13 protein-coding genes are annotated in these 16,910 nt (G+C 69.3%); 7 read left to right on the forward strand and 6 right to left on the reverse strand.

Features of this window, described 5'->3' with window-relative positions; translation table 11 throughout:
* The first annotated feature begins 327 nt into the window (after positions 1–327).
* From FHR82_RS24735 to FHR82_RS24745, 3 genes are all read left to right on the forward strand, one after another.
* Positions 328–1,320 carry a transporter substrate-binding domain-containing protein gene (locus tag FHR82_RS24735; RefSeq protein ID WP_184812892.1) on the forward strand — a complete coding sequence of 331 codons (993 nt, stop codon included), beginning with the start codon at positions 328–330 and terminating at the stop codon, positions 1,318–1,320.
* Positions 1,311–2,297 carry a hypothetical protein gene (locus FHR82_RS24740; protein ID WP_184812893.1) on the forward strand — a complete coding sequence of 329 codons (987 nt, stop codon included), beginning with the start codon at positions 1,311–1,313 and terminating at the stop codon, positions 2,295–2,297. The genes FHR82_RS24735 and FHR82_RS24740 overlap by 10 nt, the downstream gene beginning before the upstream one ends.
* Before the next feature lie 734 nt (positions 2,298–3,031).
* Positions 3,032–3,652, forward strand: a complete 621-nt coding sequence (locus FHR82_RS24745) for a hypothetical protein (RefSeq protein WP_184812894.1) — start codon at positions 3,032–3,034, stop codon at positions 3,650–3,652.
* 32 nt (positions 3,653–3,684) lie between these two features.
* Here the strand turns inward: FHR82_RS24745 and FHR82_RS24750 are convergent, their stop codons facing one another.
* Entirely contained in the window at positions 3,685–4,881 is a 1,197-nt protein-coding gene (locus FHR82_RS24750) for an MFS transporter (RefSeq protein WP_184812895.1), read from the reverse strand.
* Positions 4,878–5,831, reverse strand: a complete 954-nt coding sequence (locus FHR82_RS24755) for an NAD(P)/FAD-dependent oxidoreductase (protein WP_184812896.1) — start codon at positions 5,829–5,831, stop codon at positions 4,878–4,880. The genes FHR82_RS24750 and FHR82_RS24755 overlap by 4 nt, the downstream gene beginning before the upstream one ends.
* A gap of 91 nt (positions 5,832–5,922) precedes the next feature.
* Here FHR82_RS24755 and FHR82_RS24760 point away from each other — a divergent pair, with 91 nt between their 5' ends.
* Positions 5,923–6,528: a helix-turn-helix domain-containing protein gene (locus FHR82_RS24760; RefSeq protein WP_184812897.1), complete on the forward strand. Its 606-nt coding sequence runs from the start codon at positions 5,923–5,925 to the stop codon at positions 6,526–6,528.
* Between the two features lie 70 nt (positions 6,529–6,598).
* Here FHR82_RS24760 and FHR82_RS24765 read toward each other — a convergent pair whose 3' ends face one another.
* Positions 6,599–7,741: an epoxide hydrolase family protein gene (locus FHR82_RS24765; RefSeq protein ID WP_184812898.1), complete on the reverse strand. Its 1,143-nt coding sequence runs from the start codon at positions 7,739–7,741 to the stop codon at positions 6,599–6,601.
* Positions 7,742–7,804: 63 nt separating this feature from the next.
* Here FHR82_RS24765 and FHR82_RS24770 point away from each other — a divergent pair, with 63 nt between their 5' ends.
* Positions 7,805–8,764, forward strand: coding sequence for a helix-turn-helix transcriptional regulator (locus FHR82_RS24770; protein WP_184812899.1), 960 nt, complete (start codon positions 7,805–7,807; stop codon positions 8,762–8,764).
* A gap of 14 nt (positions 8,765–8,778) precedes the next feature.
* Here the strand turns inward: FHR82_RS24770 and FHR82_RS24775 are convergent, their stop codons facing one another.
* Positions 8,779–9,717 (reverse strand): NAD-dependent epimerase/dehydratase family protein, encoded by a 939-nt coding sequence (locus tag FHR82_RS24775; RefSeq protein ID WP_184812900.1) that lies wholly within the window; start codon positions 9,715–9,717, stop codon positions 8,779–8,781.
* Positions 9,718–10,044: 327 nt separating this feature from the next.
* Between FHR82_RS24775 and FHR82_RS24780 the strand changes: the two genes are divergently transcribed.
* Together FHR82_RS24780 and FHR82_RS24785 are read left to right on the forward strand one after the other, a co-directional pair.
* Positions 10,045–10,866 carry a helix-turn-helix domain-containing protein gene (locus FHR82_RS24780; RefSeq protein ID WP_184813351.1) on the forward strand — a complete coding sequence of 274 codons (822 nt, stop codon included), beginning with the start codon at positions 10,045–10,047 and terminating at the stop codon, positions 10,864–10,866.
* Between the two features lie 67 nt (positions 10,867–10,933).
* Positions 10,934–11,515 carry a dihydrofolate reductase family protein gene (locus FHR82_RS24785; RefSeq protein WP_184812901.1) on the forward strand — a complete coding sequence of 194 codons (582 nt, stop codon included), beginning with the start codon at positions 10,934–10,936 and terminating at the stop codon, positions 11,513–11,515.
* A 155-nt stretch (positions 11,516–11,670) separates the two neighbouring features.
* Here the strand turns inward: FHR82_RS24785 and FHR82_RS24790 are convergent, their stop codons facing one another.
* Together FHR82_RS24790 and FHR82_RS24795 are read right to left on the reverse strand one after the other, a co-directional pair.
* Complete coding sequence (locus tag FHR82_RS24790) at positions 11,671–14,985, reverse strand: S8 family peptidase (RefSeq protein ID WP_184812902.1); 3,315 nt, start codon at positions 14,983–14,985, stop codon at positions 11,671–11,673.
* 212 nt (positions 14,986–15,197) lie between these two features.
* Positions 15,198–16,823, reverse strand: a complete 1,626-nt coding sequence (locus tag FHR82_RS24795; protein ID WP_184812903.1) for an SMI1/KNR4 family protein — start codon at positions 16,821–16,823, stop codon at positions 15,198–15,200.
* Between the last annotated feature and the right edge of the window lie 87 nt (positions 16,824–16,910).

Raw genomic sequence — 16,910 nt, forward strand, 5'->3', positions numbered from 1 at the left:
CGTTCTACGCAACGACGGCACCATCCGCGCCTGGTCGCGAGCTGTGAGCGAAGCTCCAACAGGAGGGGAATTCACGCGGTCACACCTTGGTTCCGGGGCCCCTCCCGAGCTTCGCCGCATGTGGACATCGGTGTCCGCGTTGTGAAGATACGGCGGCGCCTTTTGTTGTCGACCTGGCACCGGTGAAGTGTTGACTTCTTGACCTTGCCGTCTTTTCTGTGGGGCGGATTATTCCGCCGGCGTGTTGGAACGGCGTCATCGGCAGTGGTTCTCGGATTTGTGTTCCGGCAACTATAGACTCCCCGCACTGGGACGTTGGAGGTTTGGTTGACGGAGAATAATGCGGACGACGCCCGGGTCGCGTCGTCCGGGGGCGGACGGCCGAGGTGGTTGCCGATCCGGGGGTTGCGGCTCGTCGCGCTCGTGACGGTGCTGGTGGTCGTGGTGGGTGGCGGGTTCGTCTACCTGCGGTTCGCCGATCCGACCGAGGCCGATCTGCGCGCGGACGCCCAGCTGATCGGGAAGACCGAGTTGCTGATCGGGGTCAAGAACGACGTTCCCGGTGTCGCTCACAAGGAAGAGGGGGGCCGGTTCACCGGGTTCGACATCGACATCGCCTACATGATCGCCGCGGATCTGGGGTTCTCCGCGCACGAGGTGCGGTTCCTGCGCGTCGAGGACGAGGATCGCAGCCGGATGCTCGCCTGGGACGCGGACGCGAAGCGCAACATCAAGGTCGACCTCGTCATCGCCTCCTACAGCGTCACCGAGGAACGCGAGAAGGCGTCGAACGTCAGCTTCTCCGCGCCCTACCTCGAGACCGAGCAGTCGGTGATGACACTCAAGGACCACGCGGACGTGCACGACCTCGAGGACCTGGCCGGCGATCACAAGGTCTGCACACTCAGCACGTCGACCTCGGCGTCACCGGCGAGCGAGGCAGGCCTCGACGTCAAGCGCGTGGGCCAACTCCAGACCTGCGTGGAGGGGCTGCGCGACAGGACCTACGACGCGGTCACCACCGACGCACCGCTCATCGCCGGGTTCGTCGCCCAATACCCGGGTGCCTTCAAGCATCACGACATCGGCCTCTCCACGCCCGAACTGTGGGCGGTGAACACCGGCGGAAACGAGGCGCTCCGCACGCTCGTGAACCTCATCCTGTACCGCTCCCTGAACGACCCGGACGACCGGCGGTGGGAAGAGGCCTACGACCGGAACCTGCGGCCGCTGGAGGCGGCGAGCCTGCCGCAGCCGATCGCGGCGGACGAGCAGCCCTTCGTGCCCGAGGTGGAGGTTCGCCAGTGGCCGTGGGAGTGACTCCTCCCGCCCCTACCGAGGCACGGGGCTTCCAGTGGACCCTGACACTGCTGCCCGCGTTCCCGATCGTCCTGCTGGTGCTGCGCTTGTGGCACCTCAGCAGGCAGGACCGGAACACGATGCTCGTGCTGGTGCAGAACGTCGGGCCGCTGGACCTGGTCAGCTCGCTCGTGATCTCGCTGATGTGGGTGCCGCCGCTCGTGGTGCTGACCGGGCAGGCGCTGGGGTTGCTGTACCAGGTGAGCGTGCCGGAGGACGCGGCGGCGCGACCGTCGTGGCTCACCCGCACGGCCGACCGCACCCCGGACTGGGCGATCGCGTTCACCGTGATGTGGGCGGGTATCACCTGGGAGTTGCGGTTCCTGCCGCTGTTGTCCCTGCTGACGCTGGTGATCCTGGGCCTGACCGTGCGCAGGCGTTCTTCCCGGCGGCGGAACCTGGTGGTCGGAACTTGCGTGGTCCTGCCGATGGCCGCGCTCGTGGTGGAGGTCGTCTGGTTCTGGGGCGCGATCGTCGACGCGTTCGACGAGCCGACGCTGATGCTCCTCCTGCTGGCGCCGCCCCTGCTGGCCCCGTTGCTGACCGGGCCGCTGCCGCCGCGCTTCGCCCGTGTGGCGACCCACGTGCCCGCGATGCTGGCGGCGCTGGTCGGGCCGTTCGTGCTGATCGTGATCTTCCTGCGCACACCGGTGCTGCCGTCGGTAGCGATACAGCTGACCGACGACGAGGTGGTGCTCGGGTACGTGGTGACGATCGACGACACGGTCACCACTCTGCTCGACGACGAGGGCACGGTGCGGTTCGTGCCGAACCACGCGGTGGTCGCCAAGGTGCTGTGCGGCAACGCCGAGCAGGTTCCGTACACGGACGTGTACGCGCACGGCTGGCACGTCGAGAAGTCGATGCTGGAGTGGTTCCTGCCCCAGCGCGATCCCGAGCCGGTCGACGAGGTCCGGTGCGCCGGCCGGGCCCGGTAGATGAGCTTGAATCCGGACCGGCTGGCGCGTACCTGCCGCGGACGACGTCCTGCGCGTCACCGGCGGGGCGATCACCGAGATCGTCACCTTCCACGCCGACCAGTTCCCGCGGCTCGGACTGCCGGCGCGCCTGCCCGCGGACGGCAGTGTTCTGACCACGATCTCTGAAGCGACTGACGTCGACCGGTTCGACCAGCCGTGGCTACTCGGCCACAGCGGAGTTCTGGCTCCAGACCGAGGGGCCGGATATAGCTGCGCTGGTCGGACGGTCCGCTGGACACTGAAGAGGCGCGCTGACCGACACTCCGGGACCCCTTGTTCATGATCCCGATCTTCCCGGCCACCCCACGCCGAACAGCTGCTACCGATCCGGAGTCGCCGCACGTTGGCCAACGTCGGGCACGACATTTTGCAGGTGTGGCGGACCTTCCAGTTTTTGGTCTCGTAGCGACCTGCGGGTTGCCCTGTTTCTCACTGACTTTTTCGCGTCCCTGCCTCACTATTTTCATTTCCCTCCGGGCTGGCGCGTCTGCAGCCTGATTCTGGTTTGCCTGGCCTCATCGCGAACGCCTTTCACGCTGATGGTTAGCAGCGCGAAGAATGATCCAAACAGGTGTAGTTGGCGCAGCGTCGGGTTCACCCCCACGGACCGGCCGGCCTACGCAGACCTCCGGCTCCGTGGGCGGACCAGGCTGCTCGGACGGAAGCTCACCGGCTGGGCCGAAGGCGGACTGATGCTGAGGTTCGTGCCTGGTTTCGCGGTCGGGCTCGTGCTCGGCGGCGTCCTCGGGTTCGCCGGCGAGGTGGAGAATGGACTGGTGTCCGGGTTGCTGTCCGGGCTCGTGTTCGGGTTCGCCTCCTGGCTCGCGATCGGGGTGATCGCGTGGGCCGAAACCCCGATCACCGAGGAGCGCCCCGAGACCCCCGCCATCACGTTCGTGCGTGACCTGCGATTGGTCTACGTCAAATCGCTCGCCGGAGGGTGTGCACTCGGGGTGGCCTTCGGCGTGCATGAACTACTCACCGGTGCGAACGGGCTGGCGACCGGCCTCTCCGTCGGAGCCGTCGGAGCCGTCGCGATCGTCCTCGGTGTCGGCCTCCACCAACCCAGCGGGCGCTACCTCGTCACCATGGCCGCATTCCGTGGCCGCAAGCGGATCCCCCTGCGCCTCCTGCGTTTCTCGACGACGCCCACCGGTTGGGTGTACTCCGGCAAACCGGCCCGGTGTACCAGTTCCGGCACGCGAAGCTACAAGACCGCCTCGTCAGCGGACAGCACCATTCACAGCCAGCCGCGTCAACGCCCAAACGGTTGGCCAGACGGGCCTCGCCGAACCCACGCAAGCGCAACATAGGCGCAAATCGGTGAGAAGCGTCGTCGGGAGCATCAGTGCCCGGCCGGCTGGGCGGACCCTGGTCGATCGAGAAGGACGAGGGGGACCGTGGCCAGGGCCAAGGCGACGCCGATCCACGACACGGAGGTGACCGGGGCGTCCAGGTGGAGTGCCGCGGCGGCGAAGACCGGGGTGAGGCTGATGCCGAGCTGGAACGCCGAGACGGTGGTGGCACCCGCGAGGGTCGGTGCGTCGGCGGCGATGGTGAACACCCGTCCGTAGATGGCGGGGTTGAGTACGAACGCCGCGATCCCGAGCAGGAAGACGATGGGCACCACGGCGGTCGCGTGGCCGGCGAGCGTGGCCAGGAGGGACGAGAGGATCGCGATGCCGGTCGCTCCGATGAGGAGTGCGTGGCGGGGACGCCGGTCGGAGATCCGGCCGCCGATGGACAGACCGATGAACGCGCCGATTCCGAACAGTGAGAGGACGGCCGGAATCCACAGCGCGGGGACGCCGGTGACGTCGGCGAGGATGGCCGCCAGGTAGTTGAAGGAGATCATGTACGCGGCGGTGCTCAGGATGGTCACCGCGTACAGGCTCCACAGGCGGGGCTTGCGCATCGTGGTGAGTTCCCGCCGGAGGCTCGGCTTGACCGCGGCCTTCGTGGCCGGCAACCCGAGCGCGCAGGCGATCGTGCTGACGATGGTGAGGACGACCACGGCCCAGAAACCACCGCGCCATTCCGTGAGGTTGCTGAGCAACGTGCCCAACGGGCCGCCTGCGACCATGGCCACACTGAGCCCACTGACCACCACACCCGACGCGCGGGCGTTGCGGTCCGGCGTGACCAGGCTGATCGCGGTCACGGCGGCGACCGCGAAGAACCCGGCGTAGGCGAGTCCGGCGACGAACCTGGTGATCAGCAGGACCCGGTAGTCGGCGACCAGGCCGACGGCGATCGCAGCGGCGAAGACGAGCTGGCTCGTCATCAGCGCGGTACGCCGCGGCCAGCGCAGGCTGAGGACCGCGAATGGCGGGCCGCCGAGAACCACGCCGAGCGCGAACACCGTGATGAGGGCGCCGGCAGCGGACAGAGAGACGTCGAGGTCGGCGGCGACCGAGGGCAGCACACCGGCGACCAGGAACTCGGCGCTGCCCATCGCGAACAGGCTGAAGGCAAGCAGGTACACCCCGACCGGCAGCCGGCTTGCGCCACGGGACTGGTGCTGTTCGGTGACCGTGCTCATCGGCGGGCACCCCCGATGTCTGCCGACCGGTTGCCGGCGGCGGCGAGGTCCTGTTCGAGAAGCCATCCGGTGATGGCGATCGCGGCCACACAACCAGCGCTTGCGGCGGTGACCACTTGCGCGCGTGGGTTGACGACGTTCCCGGCCGCCCACACCCCCGGAACGTCGGTGGCACCTCGCTCGTCGACCGCGATCAGGCCCGTGAGCGGGTCCTTGCGGCAGCCGAGTGCCGTCAGGAGCGCGTCGTGTGGCCGAGGCCGGGGCGCGACGAAGACGGTGTCGCACGGGACGGTCTCTCCGTGTCCGAGTTCGATCCCGGTCAGCGTCCCGTGTTCGGCGACGACCCGGTGCACCTCGCCGTCGACCAGCCGCACCCCGTACGCGGTGAGGCGGTCTCGTTCGGTGCCGTTCAGCTCGATGCCGTTGAGGCAGAACGTCACTGTCGGGCTGTAGCGGCGGAGCAACGCCGCCAGGTGTACCGACATCTCGACCATCGGGCCGCCGATGACCGCGATCGACGTGCCGCGGACCTCGTAGCCGTGGCAGTGCGGGCAGTGGTGCACGTCGACGGCCCAGCGCTCACGCAGGCCGGGCACCTCGGGCAACTCGTCGGCCAGCCCGGTCGCGACCAGCACCGCCCGTGCCTGGAGCTCCCGCCCCTGCGCCAGCGTCAAGCTGGTCGACCCGTCCGCCCGGCGGGCGGCGCCGGTCACCGTCGCGTGCGTCAGTGTCCCGCCGTAGCCGGTGAACTCGGCCTTTCCGGTCCTGAGGAGCTCCGCCGGTGCCATGCCGTCCCGGGACAGGTACCCGTGCATGTGTGCGGCCGGGGCGTTCCTGGCCTCGCCACCGTCGATCACGAGAGTCGTGAACTGGGCCCTGGCAAGCACGATTCCGGCGGTCAGCCCGGCGGAACCCCCGCCGACGATGACCGCGTCCCACTGAGTGTCCATGGTGAATACCTCCACCCGCAGCATCCGCGGGACCGGGCGGCACCGGCAACCTTCGTTGCCGAAACCGGGACAAGGTGGTGGACTGGACGTCATGGAGGACCAGCCGGCCGTCGCCGCGGCGATCGATCAGATCGCTCCCCGACTGCGCCGCGCCCGGGAGAAGAAGGGCGTGACGCTGGCGGAGCTCGGCCGCAGCACCGGTATCTCCACCAGCACCCTGTCCCGGCTGGAGTCCGGGCAGCGCAAGCCCAGCCTCGAACTGCTGTTGCCGATCACCGCCGCGCTCGGGCTGCGCCTCGACGAGATCGTGTCCGCGCCCCGGGTGCTGGATCCTCGGGTGCCCCAGACACCGGCTCGAGTGGACGGCAGGTTGCTGATCCCGCTCACCCGTCAACAGAGCGGGCCACGCGCCTACAAGATGACGATCCCGGCCGACGACAAGGAGCCCCGGCTGCGGAGGCATGCCGGATACGAATGGCTCTACGTGCTGCGGGGCCGGCTTCGCGTCATGCTCGGCGACCAGGACGTCGTCCTCGGTCCGGGCGAGGCCGCCGAGTTCGACTGCCAAACGCCACACTGGTTCGGTGCCACCGGGCGCGGCAGTGTCGAGGTGCTCAGCCTGTTCGGCAAGCAGGGCGAGCGGATCCATGTCCGCGCGCGCACCGGCCGCCGCACGCCGGATCACGGTCAGGAGTGACGCAGAAGGACGCGCCGGACCGGCCGGGCCCTGAGTGGGTCTTCGTGGCCCGCCGGCCCTGACGCGGGGGTCAGGAAATGCCGCGGAAGAAGGTGCGGATGTCGTCCGCGAGCAGCTCCGTCTCCTCCATTGCGGGGAAGTGACCGCCCTCGGTGAACTCGTTCCAGTGACCGATCGCCTTCCACGGGTCCATCGCGCGGCGCACGAGCGGGTGGGTGTCGAACACGGCCCATCCGGACGGCACGCCGGAGGCCATGAACAAGTCGACTCCGGAGTGCTCGGACTCGTAGTAGAACTGCGCACTCGACGCGCCGCTGCGGGTGAACCAGTACAGGCTGATGTTCGTCAAGAGCTGGTCGCGGTCGACCGACTCGTCCGGCGTCCGGTAGTCGCCGCTGGTCCTGGTCTTGAACTTCTCGGCGATCCACGCGAGCTGACCGACCGGCGAGTCGGTGAGCGCCGCGCCGATCGTGTCGGGACGGTGGTTCTGCATCTGGAGATAGCCGCGGTCGGCCGCATCCTCGGTGCGCACTGCCTCGATCTGGGCGATCTCGTCATCGGACAGGCCGTCGGGGTAGGGGAACTTGTCGCCGACCAACCCGAGCAACCGGGGGTCGCATCCGATGTGCGTGCCGATGACGCGCTCCGGGGAGAGCGCCGCGAGGCGGCCGGTGGTGCCCGCACCGATGTCGGTGCCGTGAGCCGCGAACCTCTCGTAGCCGAGCCGCGTCATGATCTCGGCGTAGGCCTCCGTCGTCCGCGCCAGCTCCCAGCCGGTCCCTGACAGCGGGGTGGAGAACCCGAAGCCGGGCAGCGACGGGATGACCACGTGGAACTCGTCGGTCAGCAGCGGGATGAGTCGCTGGTACTCGACGAACGAGCCCGGCCAGCCGTGGTTCAGGATCAGCGGGGTGGCATCCGGGTTCGTCGATCGCGCGTGGACGACGTGGAACGTCTGGCCGTCGACGACCGTCGTGAACTGTTCGTACTCGTTGAGCTTCTCCTCCTGCGCACGCCAGTCGAACCCGTCGCGCCAGTACTCGGCGAGCTCCTTCAGGTACACCTGCGGGATGCCGCGGCTGAAGTCGGTGCGATCGTCTCGGCCCGGCACGGGGATCGGCCAGCGCGCGTGTGCCAGCCGGTTACGAAGGTCGTCGATGTCGGCCTGCGGGATGTCGATGCGGAACGGTGTGAGTGCGTTGTTCTCGTTCATGACACCGACGTTCCCAGGCAATGCGGCAGGTCAGCTTCCGCAATTGCTGAAACGATGGAGAACATGTTGGAGACCTCGGCCCGCCTGCTCGAACTGCTGTCATTGCTCCAGCTCAAGCGGGACTGGACGAGCTCCGAGCTCGCCGGCCGGCTCGATGTGAGCACGAGGACTGTGCGCGCCGACATCGGCAAGCTGCGGTCGCTCGGCTATCCCGTGGGTGCGCGCCCCGGCGTCGCGGGCGGGTACCGGCTGGCCGCCGGGACGGCGATGCCCCCACTGCTGCTCGACGACGACGAGGCCGTCGCCGTCGCGGTCGGACTGGGTGCGGTCGCGACCCAAAGGCTCGGCGTCGAAGAGACATCACTCACCGCGCTCGCGAAGCTGGAGCAGGTGCTGCCCTCGCGCCTGCGTCGGCGCGTCGAGGCGGTACGCGAGGCGACGAGCGTCGTGCCAGGGACTGAACCGCCGCTCGACCTCTCGGTTCTCGGCGCGGTCGCTGCCGCGATCCGCGGCCACGAACGGCTCCGGTTCGGATACACGAAGCCCGGGGGCGGCGAAGGGGCCCGCCACACCGAACCGCAACGGCTGGTGACCTGGGGGCCGCTCTGGTACCTGCTCGCGTGGGATCTCGACCGTGACGACTGGCGGGTCTTCCGCGTCGACCGCATGGTTCCGCACGCACCGACGGGTGCGCGGTTCCAGCCGCGCGTGATCCCGGAGGACGATGTCGTCGAGTACGTCGTCGGACGCGTCAGCAAGGCGGCCTGGACGTACCGCGCCCGGGTACTCGCGCATGCTCCCGCCGCCAAGGTCGCCGCGAAGATCCCCTTCCCGGTCCACATCGAGGTGGTCGACGAGTCCACCTGCCATGTCGAGCTGGGTGCCGACGACCCAGACCGGCTCGCGCTGTGGATGACACAGCTCGACGTCGACATCGAGGTGATCGACGGAGACGAGCTCGCGGCGGCGTTCGACCGCCTCGCGACGAGGTTCCGCCGCGCGGCGGCGGGCGCATCCACGTGAATCTCGGCCGTCGGTCATTCAGGTTGTCGACCGACTGCGCCACTGAGGTCCGTGTTGGTGATCCAGTCGATGATCGAGTGGTGTCGGGGACGCCAGCCGAGCAGTTCGCGTGCTGCGGCGCCGCGTACGCGGCTGTTGGAGCCCAAAGCGTGGAGGGCGAACTGGTGGTTCCAGATGTTGTCGGGAGAGTCGGGGTGCCACGGCTGCGGGCCGGGCAGGCCGAGGGAACGCGCGAGGGCCACGGTCATCGCGGCGAAGGACTCCTCACCGTTCTCGACGAAGTAGAACGTTCCGGGAGGTGACTTTTCCAGGGCGAGGAGATACAGGTCGGCTACATCGTCGAGGTGCACGGTGGACCAGACGTTGCGGCCGGCACCAACGTGTCGGACGACTCCGCCGGACCGTGCCTGCCGGACCAGCGCGGCGATCAGGACGCTGTCGTGGCCTGGCCCGCGTCCATGGCCATAGATGAGGCTGTGGCACAGGACCGCGGTGCGTATCCCTTTGTCCGCAGCGGTCAGGACCAGGCGGTCGATGGCGACGCGTCCCTTGCGCAGGGGGTGGTCCGGTTCCCAGGTGGAGTCCGGGTCGAGGATGTCCTCGTAGAAGATCGCTTCGGAGATCTCACCTTCGGTGCCGGTGCCGACGATGCTGGAGCCGCTGGTGTGGATCAGTGGCTTGTCGGACCCGGCCAGGGCCGCGATGAGTGTTTCGACGGCGTCGCGGTGGTCGCTGTCGGCCGCGTTGACGACCGCATCGGCGCGGCAGGCATGCTCAGTGAGCACGGCCGCGTCGTCCAAGGTGCCCACCACCGGCTGGATACCAAGCCGGGCGACGTCTGCGGCCGTGGCCACGTCGCGAGTCAGACCGGTGACGGTGTGACCAGCCCGAACCAGACGAGAAGCGACGGTGCCGCCGATGTAGCCACCCGCACCGGTGACGAAGACGTGCATCTGGGAGCTCCGCTCTTGTCGTCCGCCCCAGGCGCCTGCCGCACCTGGTTGCTGCCCGGTGGGCAGCATCGTCGCCGCTCAGCCGCACCCACAACGCTCGTTGCCGAAACCGCAAACCGGGACTGCGCAACGCGGCTCTTCCGCGACCAGGAACGAGGAAGGGACGCTTGTGTTGCCCGATCGGTGAGCTGGGGACCGAGCGTTCTGGAGTGTGGAGATCGTGTTGTCGATGCCACGAAGCTGTTCACGCGGTGTCGGCGCCGCATCCCCGCGCGCGATGCCTGGCGGGGCGTCGGCGATGCTGTTCGCGTGGAGTACGTGTCCAGAGTGCCGCGACCGCCGCTGGACGGGCTGATCGACGACCTCTACTACCTGGCGGGTGCGCCGCCGTACGCTCGGCTGACGCTGCCGCCGGCGCCGGCGGCGCTGCTCATCGTCAACCTCGGGGCACCGTTCCGCATCCGCGCCGGCGCCGACATCGAGACGGCCGAGTACGCCGACGGCTGCGTGGTCACCACGCCCACCCGCGCGTGGGAGTTCGGCTACCCACTCCGGACCCGGTCCGTCGGTGCGCACGTCAAGCCGTGGGGACTGGCGCCGTTCCTGCCGATGCCCGCGGCCGAGCTGTCTGACCGGCCGGTGACGGTAGCGCAGGTTTGGGGCTGGCCCGCCATCGCTGAGCTGCGAGACCGGCTGGCCACGGCGGACGGACCGCACGAGATGCTGACGCTGCTCGAGGAGGAGCTGATGCGACGGCTGTGCGAGACCCCCGGCCTGGGGCTGGTCCGCCATACGAGCAGCGTCATCGCGGCGACCAACGGGGCGGTTCCGGTCGGCGACCTGAGCGAGGCCGCAGGTGTCAGCAGCACTCATCTGGCACGGCGGTTCAAGGACCTCGTCGGCGTCACGCCGAAGCGGCTGGCCCGCACCCGCCGCTTCGCCGCCACCGTGCTCGCGATCAACCCCGCCGAACCGATCGACTGGGGCGAGGTCGCCGGTGGCGCAGGCTACTTCGACCAGGCCCACTTCGGCCACGAGTTCCGGGAGTTCACCGGGCTCACGCCGACGCGGTACGTCGAAGTCCGGCGGCGGTTCCTGCGCGAACATCCCGGCCACGTGCTGGACGGCTGGCCGCTGCCTGCCGATTGATTTCTTACAAGAGCGACAGCTCACGACACGCTAACTTCGGGGGCACCCCGAAGTAGAGGAGAAACCCGTGGGCAAAGTGGTCATGTACAGCTCAGTCTCGGTGGACGGCTTCATCGCGGACGAGAACGACCAGCCCGGACCGCTGTTCGACTGGTTGACCAGCGGTGACGTCCCGTTGGACGAGAGCGGCGTGGTGAAGGTGTCCCAGACGTCCTACGACTACACCCGGCCGTACTGGGACCAGATCGGGGCGACAATCGCCGGCCGCCACGTCTTCGACATGACGGACGGCTGGGACGGGAAGCCTCCGGGCGGGATCGACCACGTGGTCGTCGTGACGCACCGCCCGCAGCCCGAGGGCTGGGACCCCGAGGCGCCGTTTCACTTCGTCGACGGCGTCGAGGCAGCCGTGGCCAAGGCGCAGGAGCTTGCGGGTGACCGCATGGTCGAGGTCGCCGCTGGCGACGTCGGCGGCCAGGTGCTTGCCGCGGGCCTGGTCGACGAGGTGCGCATGGACGTCGTACCCGTCGTGTTCGGGTCCGGCAAGCGCTACTTCGGGTCGGTCCACGCGCAGCACCTGTTGGAGGACCCTGACGTGGTGATTCAGGGCAACCGGGTGCTTCACCTGCGCTATCGGGTGCGCCGTTGACCGATCCGAATGGGTACGCGACGAAGTCCACTGCGAACAACGACTGTACCGGGATTCCCTTGCGGCCAAGGCACCGGCGCTCTCCGGCGTGACCCCGGCCCGGTCCGCGAAACGAAACGCGGCGGTGGGCCGGGGTCTGGGCCGGTCCGCGCTGATCAGCCGACCAGGCCGTAGGCGCGGATGAAGGTGTGGGTGACCGCGCTGCCGCCGTCCGCGGTGGCCTTGGCACGCAACGAGACGAAACCAGAGCCCGGGTTGTCGACGGTCGCGAGCCAGCCGTCGCCGTCGGCCCGGACCGGGACCTCCCGCCAGGTCTGACCGTCGTCGAAGGACGCCTCGATCGACGTGAGTTCCTTGCCGGACGGTGGGCCTTCGATCCGGACCGGGATCTCGGTGGTGGCCCCGGCCTCGGCGCGGTTCATCGTGTCCAGCCCGCGTGGTACCAGCCGTACGGCGATCAGCGGCAGGACGGTCGCCTCCGTCGTTTGTGCGGACCGGAAGCGCCACTCGGTGTCCACCTTGTTGCCGGTGGCCCCGGCCGGAAAGGAGCCGGACCGGTCGGCGTGCACGGTGAGTGTGTATTCGCCGTCCTCCGGCGGCAGCTCGACGCCGAGGTTGAGGAACCGGCCGTAGGCCACGCTGGCGACCACCTCGCCGCGCGCGTCGCCGTGTGTCAGCGTCACCGTCCCGTTGCCGTGCGCGTTGCCCCAGTGACCCGGCGTCGAGTCGGCGAAGTAGTCCATGGGCGAGTAGCGCAGGCGGTTGCCGTCACGGGTGCCCACCTTTTCCGGGTTGTGCATCGAAGGCCCGATCACGCCGCCGTTCCACAGCTCCTCCCGTTGGTCACCGGCCTCGAGGGTGATCTCGGTACCGATCGTCGCGCTGCCGCCGAAGTCCGCCGGGTACGGTGCCGTCATCGAGCGCCGCCACGTGTACCCCGCGGTGACGTACTGGTCGATCACCGCGGGCGCGGCGAAGTGGAACTGCGGCGTCGCGGTGTCCAACCCTGGGACGAGTGGTCCCATGCCCAGGTAGGAGTACCACGGGATGTCGGTGTTGCCGGATCGGTAGGTCGCCCGGGTCTTGGCCATGTCGGCCCGGTCGGCCCGGACGGACGGGTCCTCTGGCACGCCATCGGAGTTGTTCCGGACGACCTGGTAGGCATACGGGGTGCGTTCGGTGTTCTCCTTGACCCAGACCGACTGGTGGAAGAACGTGAGTCCGTCGCGCTTGATCGGCATCACGTAGGGAAGCTCCTCCGGGACGGATCCCTCGTCCCAGTTGTAGCCGAGATACCCGTAGCTGAAGTCGCTCTCGCCTGCCAGGAACTTGTAGACGATCCAATGGCCGCGGTGCCTGGCATCGGGCTCACCGACGTCAACCTTGAGGTGCTTGGCCTGCCGCGCGTCGACGGTGACCTTCTGCGGCACGCCGTCCACCTTGACGGTGTCGGAGGCGATGGTCATCTCGCTCGGCCCGTCGCCCGGGGTGATGACGTAGGTCTGCAGGTGCCAGTCTCCCGGCGGCAGCCGCAGGACCGCGGCCCCCTGGTTGGTGCGTGCCTGCAAGAACTCACCGGTGGCCAGGTTGTTGAAGGAGACCACGTTGCTCGTGGACGCCGGCTTCCCATCGCGGTCGATCACGTCGACGGTGACCTTGTAGCGTTCGGTGTCCACGGTGACGGCGATCGCGGTGCGGAGCTTGGTCCGGCCGTCGGACGAGGTGGCGGTGAGAGCGCCGGTGTACGTGCCGGGCGGTACGTCGCCGTGGATGGTGACCGGCACCTCGCGCCGGCTGCGTGGCGGCACGACCAGGTGCCGGTGCCGCACCTCGAGCAGTTTGCCGGGGGCGCGCCGGCCGTCCGCCCCGGTCAGTTCCGTCCCGAACCTCAGGAAGACCGGCCGGTTCGTGTCGTTGTGATAGGTGACCTTTCTGGTGACCCGCTGCCGGGGGCCGTGCGGCCACTCCAGGAACTCCGAGATGCTTCCGGTGTCCGAGCGGACTCCCTGGACTGCCCGGCCGAGGTCGACCCGGCCGGTTCCCTGGTCGTGCACGCTGGCGCCGTTGGTCGGCTCGGCGGTGCTCATGAGTGCGGCCTTCAGCTCGCCCGGCGACAGCGCCTCGCGCCGCGACTCGTACCGCTGTGCGAGTACCGCCGCCGCCCCAGCGACGTGAGGTGTCGCCATGGACGTGCCGCTGGCGGCCGTGTAGCCCTCGCCGCTCGGCTGGCCCATGCTGGTGCCCTTGGCGCGGGCCGCCACGATGGACACCCCGGGCGCGGTGACGTCCGGCTTGATCGCGTTGTCGTCCTGACGCGGGCCGCGTGACGAGAAGGAGGCGAGCTGGTCGGACCGGTCGACGGCTCCGACGGTCAGCGCGGCGTCGGCGGTCCCCGGCGAGGTGACACTGCCCGGCTCGTTGCCGTTGTTGCCCGCGGCGACGACGAACAGCGTGCCGGTCTCCTCGGTGAGCAGGTTGACGGCCTCCTCGATCGGGTCGAGACCGGGACCGTCCGCGATGCCAAGGCTCAGGTTGACGATGTCCGCCTCGGTCTCCGTGACGGCCCACTCCATGCCTTGCAGAACCCAGGATTCGGCTCCGGAGCCGCCGTCGTCGAGCACCTTGCCGACCGCGAGCCGGGCGCCGGGAGCCACGCCCCGGTACTTGCCTCCGGAGGCTTCGCCCGAGCCCGCGATGATCGACGCGACGTGCGTGCCGTGCCCGTGCCCGTCCGATGCCGAGGTGGCGCCGGTGAAGCTCTTCGCGACGGTGACCGCGTTCTTGATGTCCGGGTGGCCGGGGTCGTACCCGGTGTCGAGGACGGCGACGGTGACGCCGCTGCCGTCGTAGCCCTGCCGCCACGCGGTGGGCGCTCCGATCTGTGCGGTGCTGCGGTCGAGGCTCGCCTCGACCTTGCCGTCCAGCCAGACGCGGGAGATGCCGGTGCTGAGCGTGCTCGGGCCGGCCATGTCACGCCACGCGGTGGTGGCCTTGTCCTTGGGCACCCGCATCGCCGTCATCCCCAGGCCGGCCAGCGGCCGGGTCGCCTCGGTCGCGGCGATGCGCCGGTGCGCGTCCGCCTGCTGGACGATCAGGGGGATCTCGCTCGCCTTGGCGTCGCCGTAACCCCACTCGATCAGCTGGGTCACGTTGAAGAGCCGGGGATCCAGTGTTCCGTCCACGACCAGGGCCTCGACGTCTGACGGGAGGACGGAGAGCTGCCCGTCGTGCCGCATGGTCGAGAACCGCACTCCGTCGCGGCCTGGCCCTGGCTCGACGTTGATCTGGGCGGCGCCTTCGGGTCCATTCGTGACGGTCACCACGTCGCCGGTCAGCAGGGTCACCGTGTCGGATACCGGTGCTTGCTGCTGGTGCCGGGGAGCGGCCGATATCGGTGAGCTCGTCGCTCCTACGGTTGTCGTGATCGCCACGGCCGTGATGGCCGCCGCGATCACCAATGGCCGTCGCATTCGTCTCCCTTGCGCCTGTCCGGTGCGGAGGTGGCTTCTGTCCGCATGGGACAGTTCTTACTGGACGCTGCGGGGTCAGGGGAACGGCTATGTGATGGCGCGTTGTCGCCATGTCCAGTATCCGCCAGCCCGACAGCAACCGCCGTCGGTGAAATCCGATCGCTCGCCCTACGTCGACAGGCCACGGCGACCGCGATCACCGAGCACAGGGCTCAGCGTGGCTCGAGGGCGGCGCTGTGTTCCCAGTGGGTGCCGGTGGTCGCGGGCGCGACCTGCCGTGCCCAGCTCGCCGCGTCGTGCAGGGACGAGGTGCCGGTCAGGGCGGCGGTGGCCAGCCCGGGCGGCCGCGCGTCACCGAGGTGTGTCCACTGCGGTCCCGAGAGGGTGAGGTTGCGCAGGGTCGGGTAGCCGGTGAGCACGCCGAGGTCGGCCACCCGGCTCGCGGAGACGTCGAGCGACTCGATGCGGGGGAGCGTGGCGGGCAGCCGCAGCGCCGGTTCGGTCACGCCGCGCACGGTCAGGAAGCGCAGTGCCGGGTGACCGTTCAGGTCGGTCAGGTCTGCTTGCCGGGCGATGATGGTCAGCTGCTCCAGTGGGCACGCCGACAGGCCGCGGCTGCCGGTGACAGCCGCGACGTCCCGCAGGTGCAGGATGCGCAGCCGCGGTAGGGCGGCGAGTGGTGACAGGTCGACCGTGTCCCCGTCGCTGATGAACAGTTCCTGCACCGCGTCCGGAGCGGACAGTGTCGCGAGCCAGTGGGGCAGGGACTCCTGCGTCACGCGGTGGCTGTAGTCGGGGGTCTCGATCTGAGTGTTGGTGGGGAACACCCAGAAGTGCTCGCCCGGCTCGACGTCGAGCTTGCCCGCCGCCATCCGCGCGAGCAGGTCGGCCATCAGGTCGGTCACGCTGTCCGCCACGAACGTGACGGGCTCGTCGTCGTAGTCGACGCCGAACTCGATCACCTGCCCGACGGTGCCGTTCGGGCCAGGAGCCAGGTCGACGGCGAAGAAGTTGCCGTCGTTGCCGTTGCCGAAGGGGATCCAGCGCGGGTGCCAGGTCACCGGGCGGACGGTGCCGGGCGGGTGGCCCTCGATCCCGACGTGGTCGTCGTGGGACGACGGCGGGTCCTCGTCGGGCGCCGAGAAGTACTTCCATTGGTCGACGACGTCCACCAACGCGAGGAAGGTCGGCCCGCCGAACAGGCCGTAGTTGTTGTACTCCCCGTCGAGCAGGCCGTAGAGCGCGCGCAGGTCGGCAGGAAACGTGACCCCCAGCTCCGCCTCCGCGGCGGCGATCTCCGCCTCGGTGGCCGGCGGCTGCAGCTCCAGGGGCTGTCCCATGAGCCGGGCGTAGGACTCGCAGTACTCCTGGGCAAGCTCGACCACCCGGCGCGGATCTCCGCTGGCGGCCTTGGGATTCCCGGTATCGGGGCCGTGCTCCGGTTGTGTGCGCCGCGCGGCGTCGACCACCACGCGGTAGGTGGGCGGGAGGTGGCCGGTCGACTGCGTGAGCACCGTGTTCACGACCGCCTCGACCCGCCCCGGCTCGACGGTCAGCTCGACCGCGTGCCACACCGCGCCGTCGGCCGCCCGCAACGCGATCCCGAGCCGCGTGGCGGCCTCCCGTGCGTGCCGATCCGACACCAGCCCCATCGCGAACGCGGTCGCGACCGCGTCCGCCTCGACCCCGGCCGAGTCGAACACGGAGAGACGTTCCTGGAACCCGCCGGCGTACAGGGTCGCCCGCCAGACCAGCCGCGCCCATCCGGCGATCGCCTTGCCGGCCAGGACATCCGCCACCTCGGCGACAGCGGCCTCACGACTCGGATCAGTGTCCACCTGTGGGACCGTACAGACGACACAGTCATCCCCTGACCCCGATGTGCGGAGGCTGTGCTCATCGCGGATCAGTGCGACCACGCAGGT

This window comes from Actinophytocola algeriensis, assembly GCF_014203735.1.
In the GTDB taxonomy this organism is placed as follows: Bacteria; Actinomycetota; Actinomycetes; order Mycobacteriales; family Pseudonocardiaceae; genus Actinophytocola; species Actinophytocola algeriensis.

What these genes read in the sequence shown, in the direction of transcription:
- FHR82_RS24745 (WP_184812894.1), top strand. Translation starts at nt 3,032, where the DNA reads ATGCTGAGGTTCGTGCCTGGTTTCGCGGTCGGGCTCGTGCTCGGCGGC.
- FHR82_RS24750 (WP_184812895.1), bottom strand. Translation starts at nt 4,881, where the DNA reads ATGAGCACGGTCACCGAACAGCACCAGTCCCGTGGCGCAAGCCGGCTG.
- FHR82_RS24755 (WP_184812896.1), bottom strand. Translation starts at nt 5,831, where the DNA reads ATGGACACTCAGTGGGACGCGGTCATCGTCGGCGGGGGTTCCGCCGGG.
- FHR82_RS24760 (WP_184812897.1), top strand. Translation starts at nt 5,923, where the DNA reads ATGGAGGACCAGCCGGCCGTCGCCGCGGCGATCGATCAGATCGCTCCC.
- FHR82_RS24765 (WP_184812898.1), bottom strand. Translation starts at nt 7,741, where the DNA reads ATGAACGAGAACAACGCACTCACACCGTTCCGCATCGACATCCCGCAG.
- FHR82_RS24770 (WP_184812899.1), top strand. Translation starts at nt 7,805, where the DNA reads ATGTTGGAGACCTCGGCCCGCCTGCTCGAACTGCTGTCATTGCTCCAG.
- FHR82_RS24775 (WP_184812900.1), bottom strand. Translation starts at nt 9,717, where the DNA reads ATGCACGTCTTCGTCACCGGTGCGGGTGGCTACATCGGCGGCACCGTC.
- FHR82_RS24790 (WP_184812902.1), bottom strand. Translation starts at nt 14,985, where the DNA reads ATGCGACGGCCATTGGTGATCGCGGCGGCCATCACGGCCGTGGCGATC.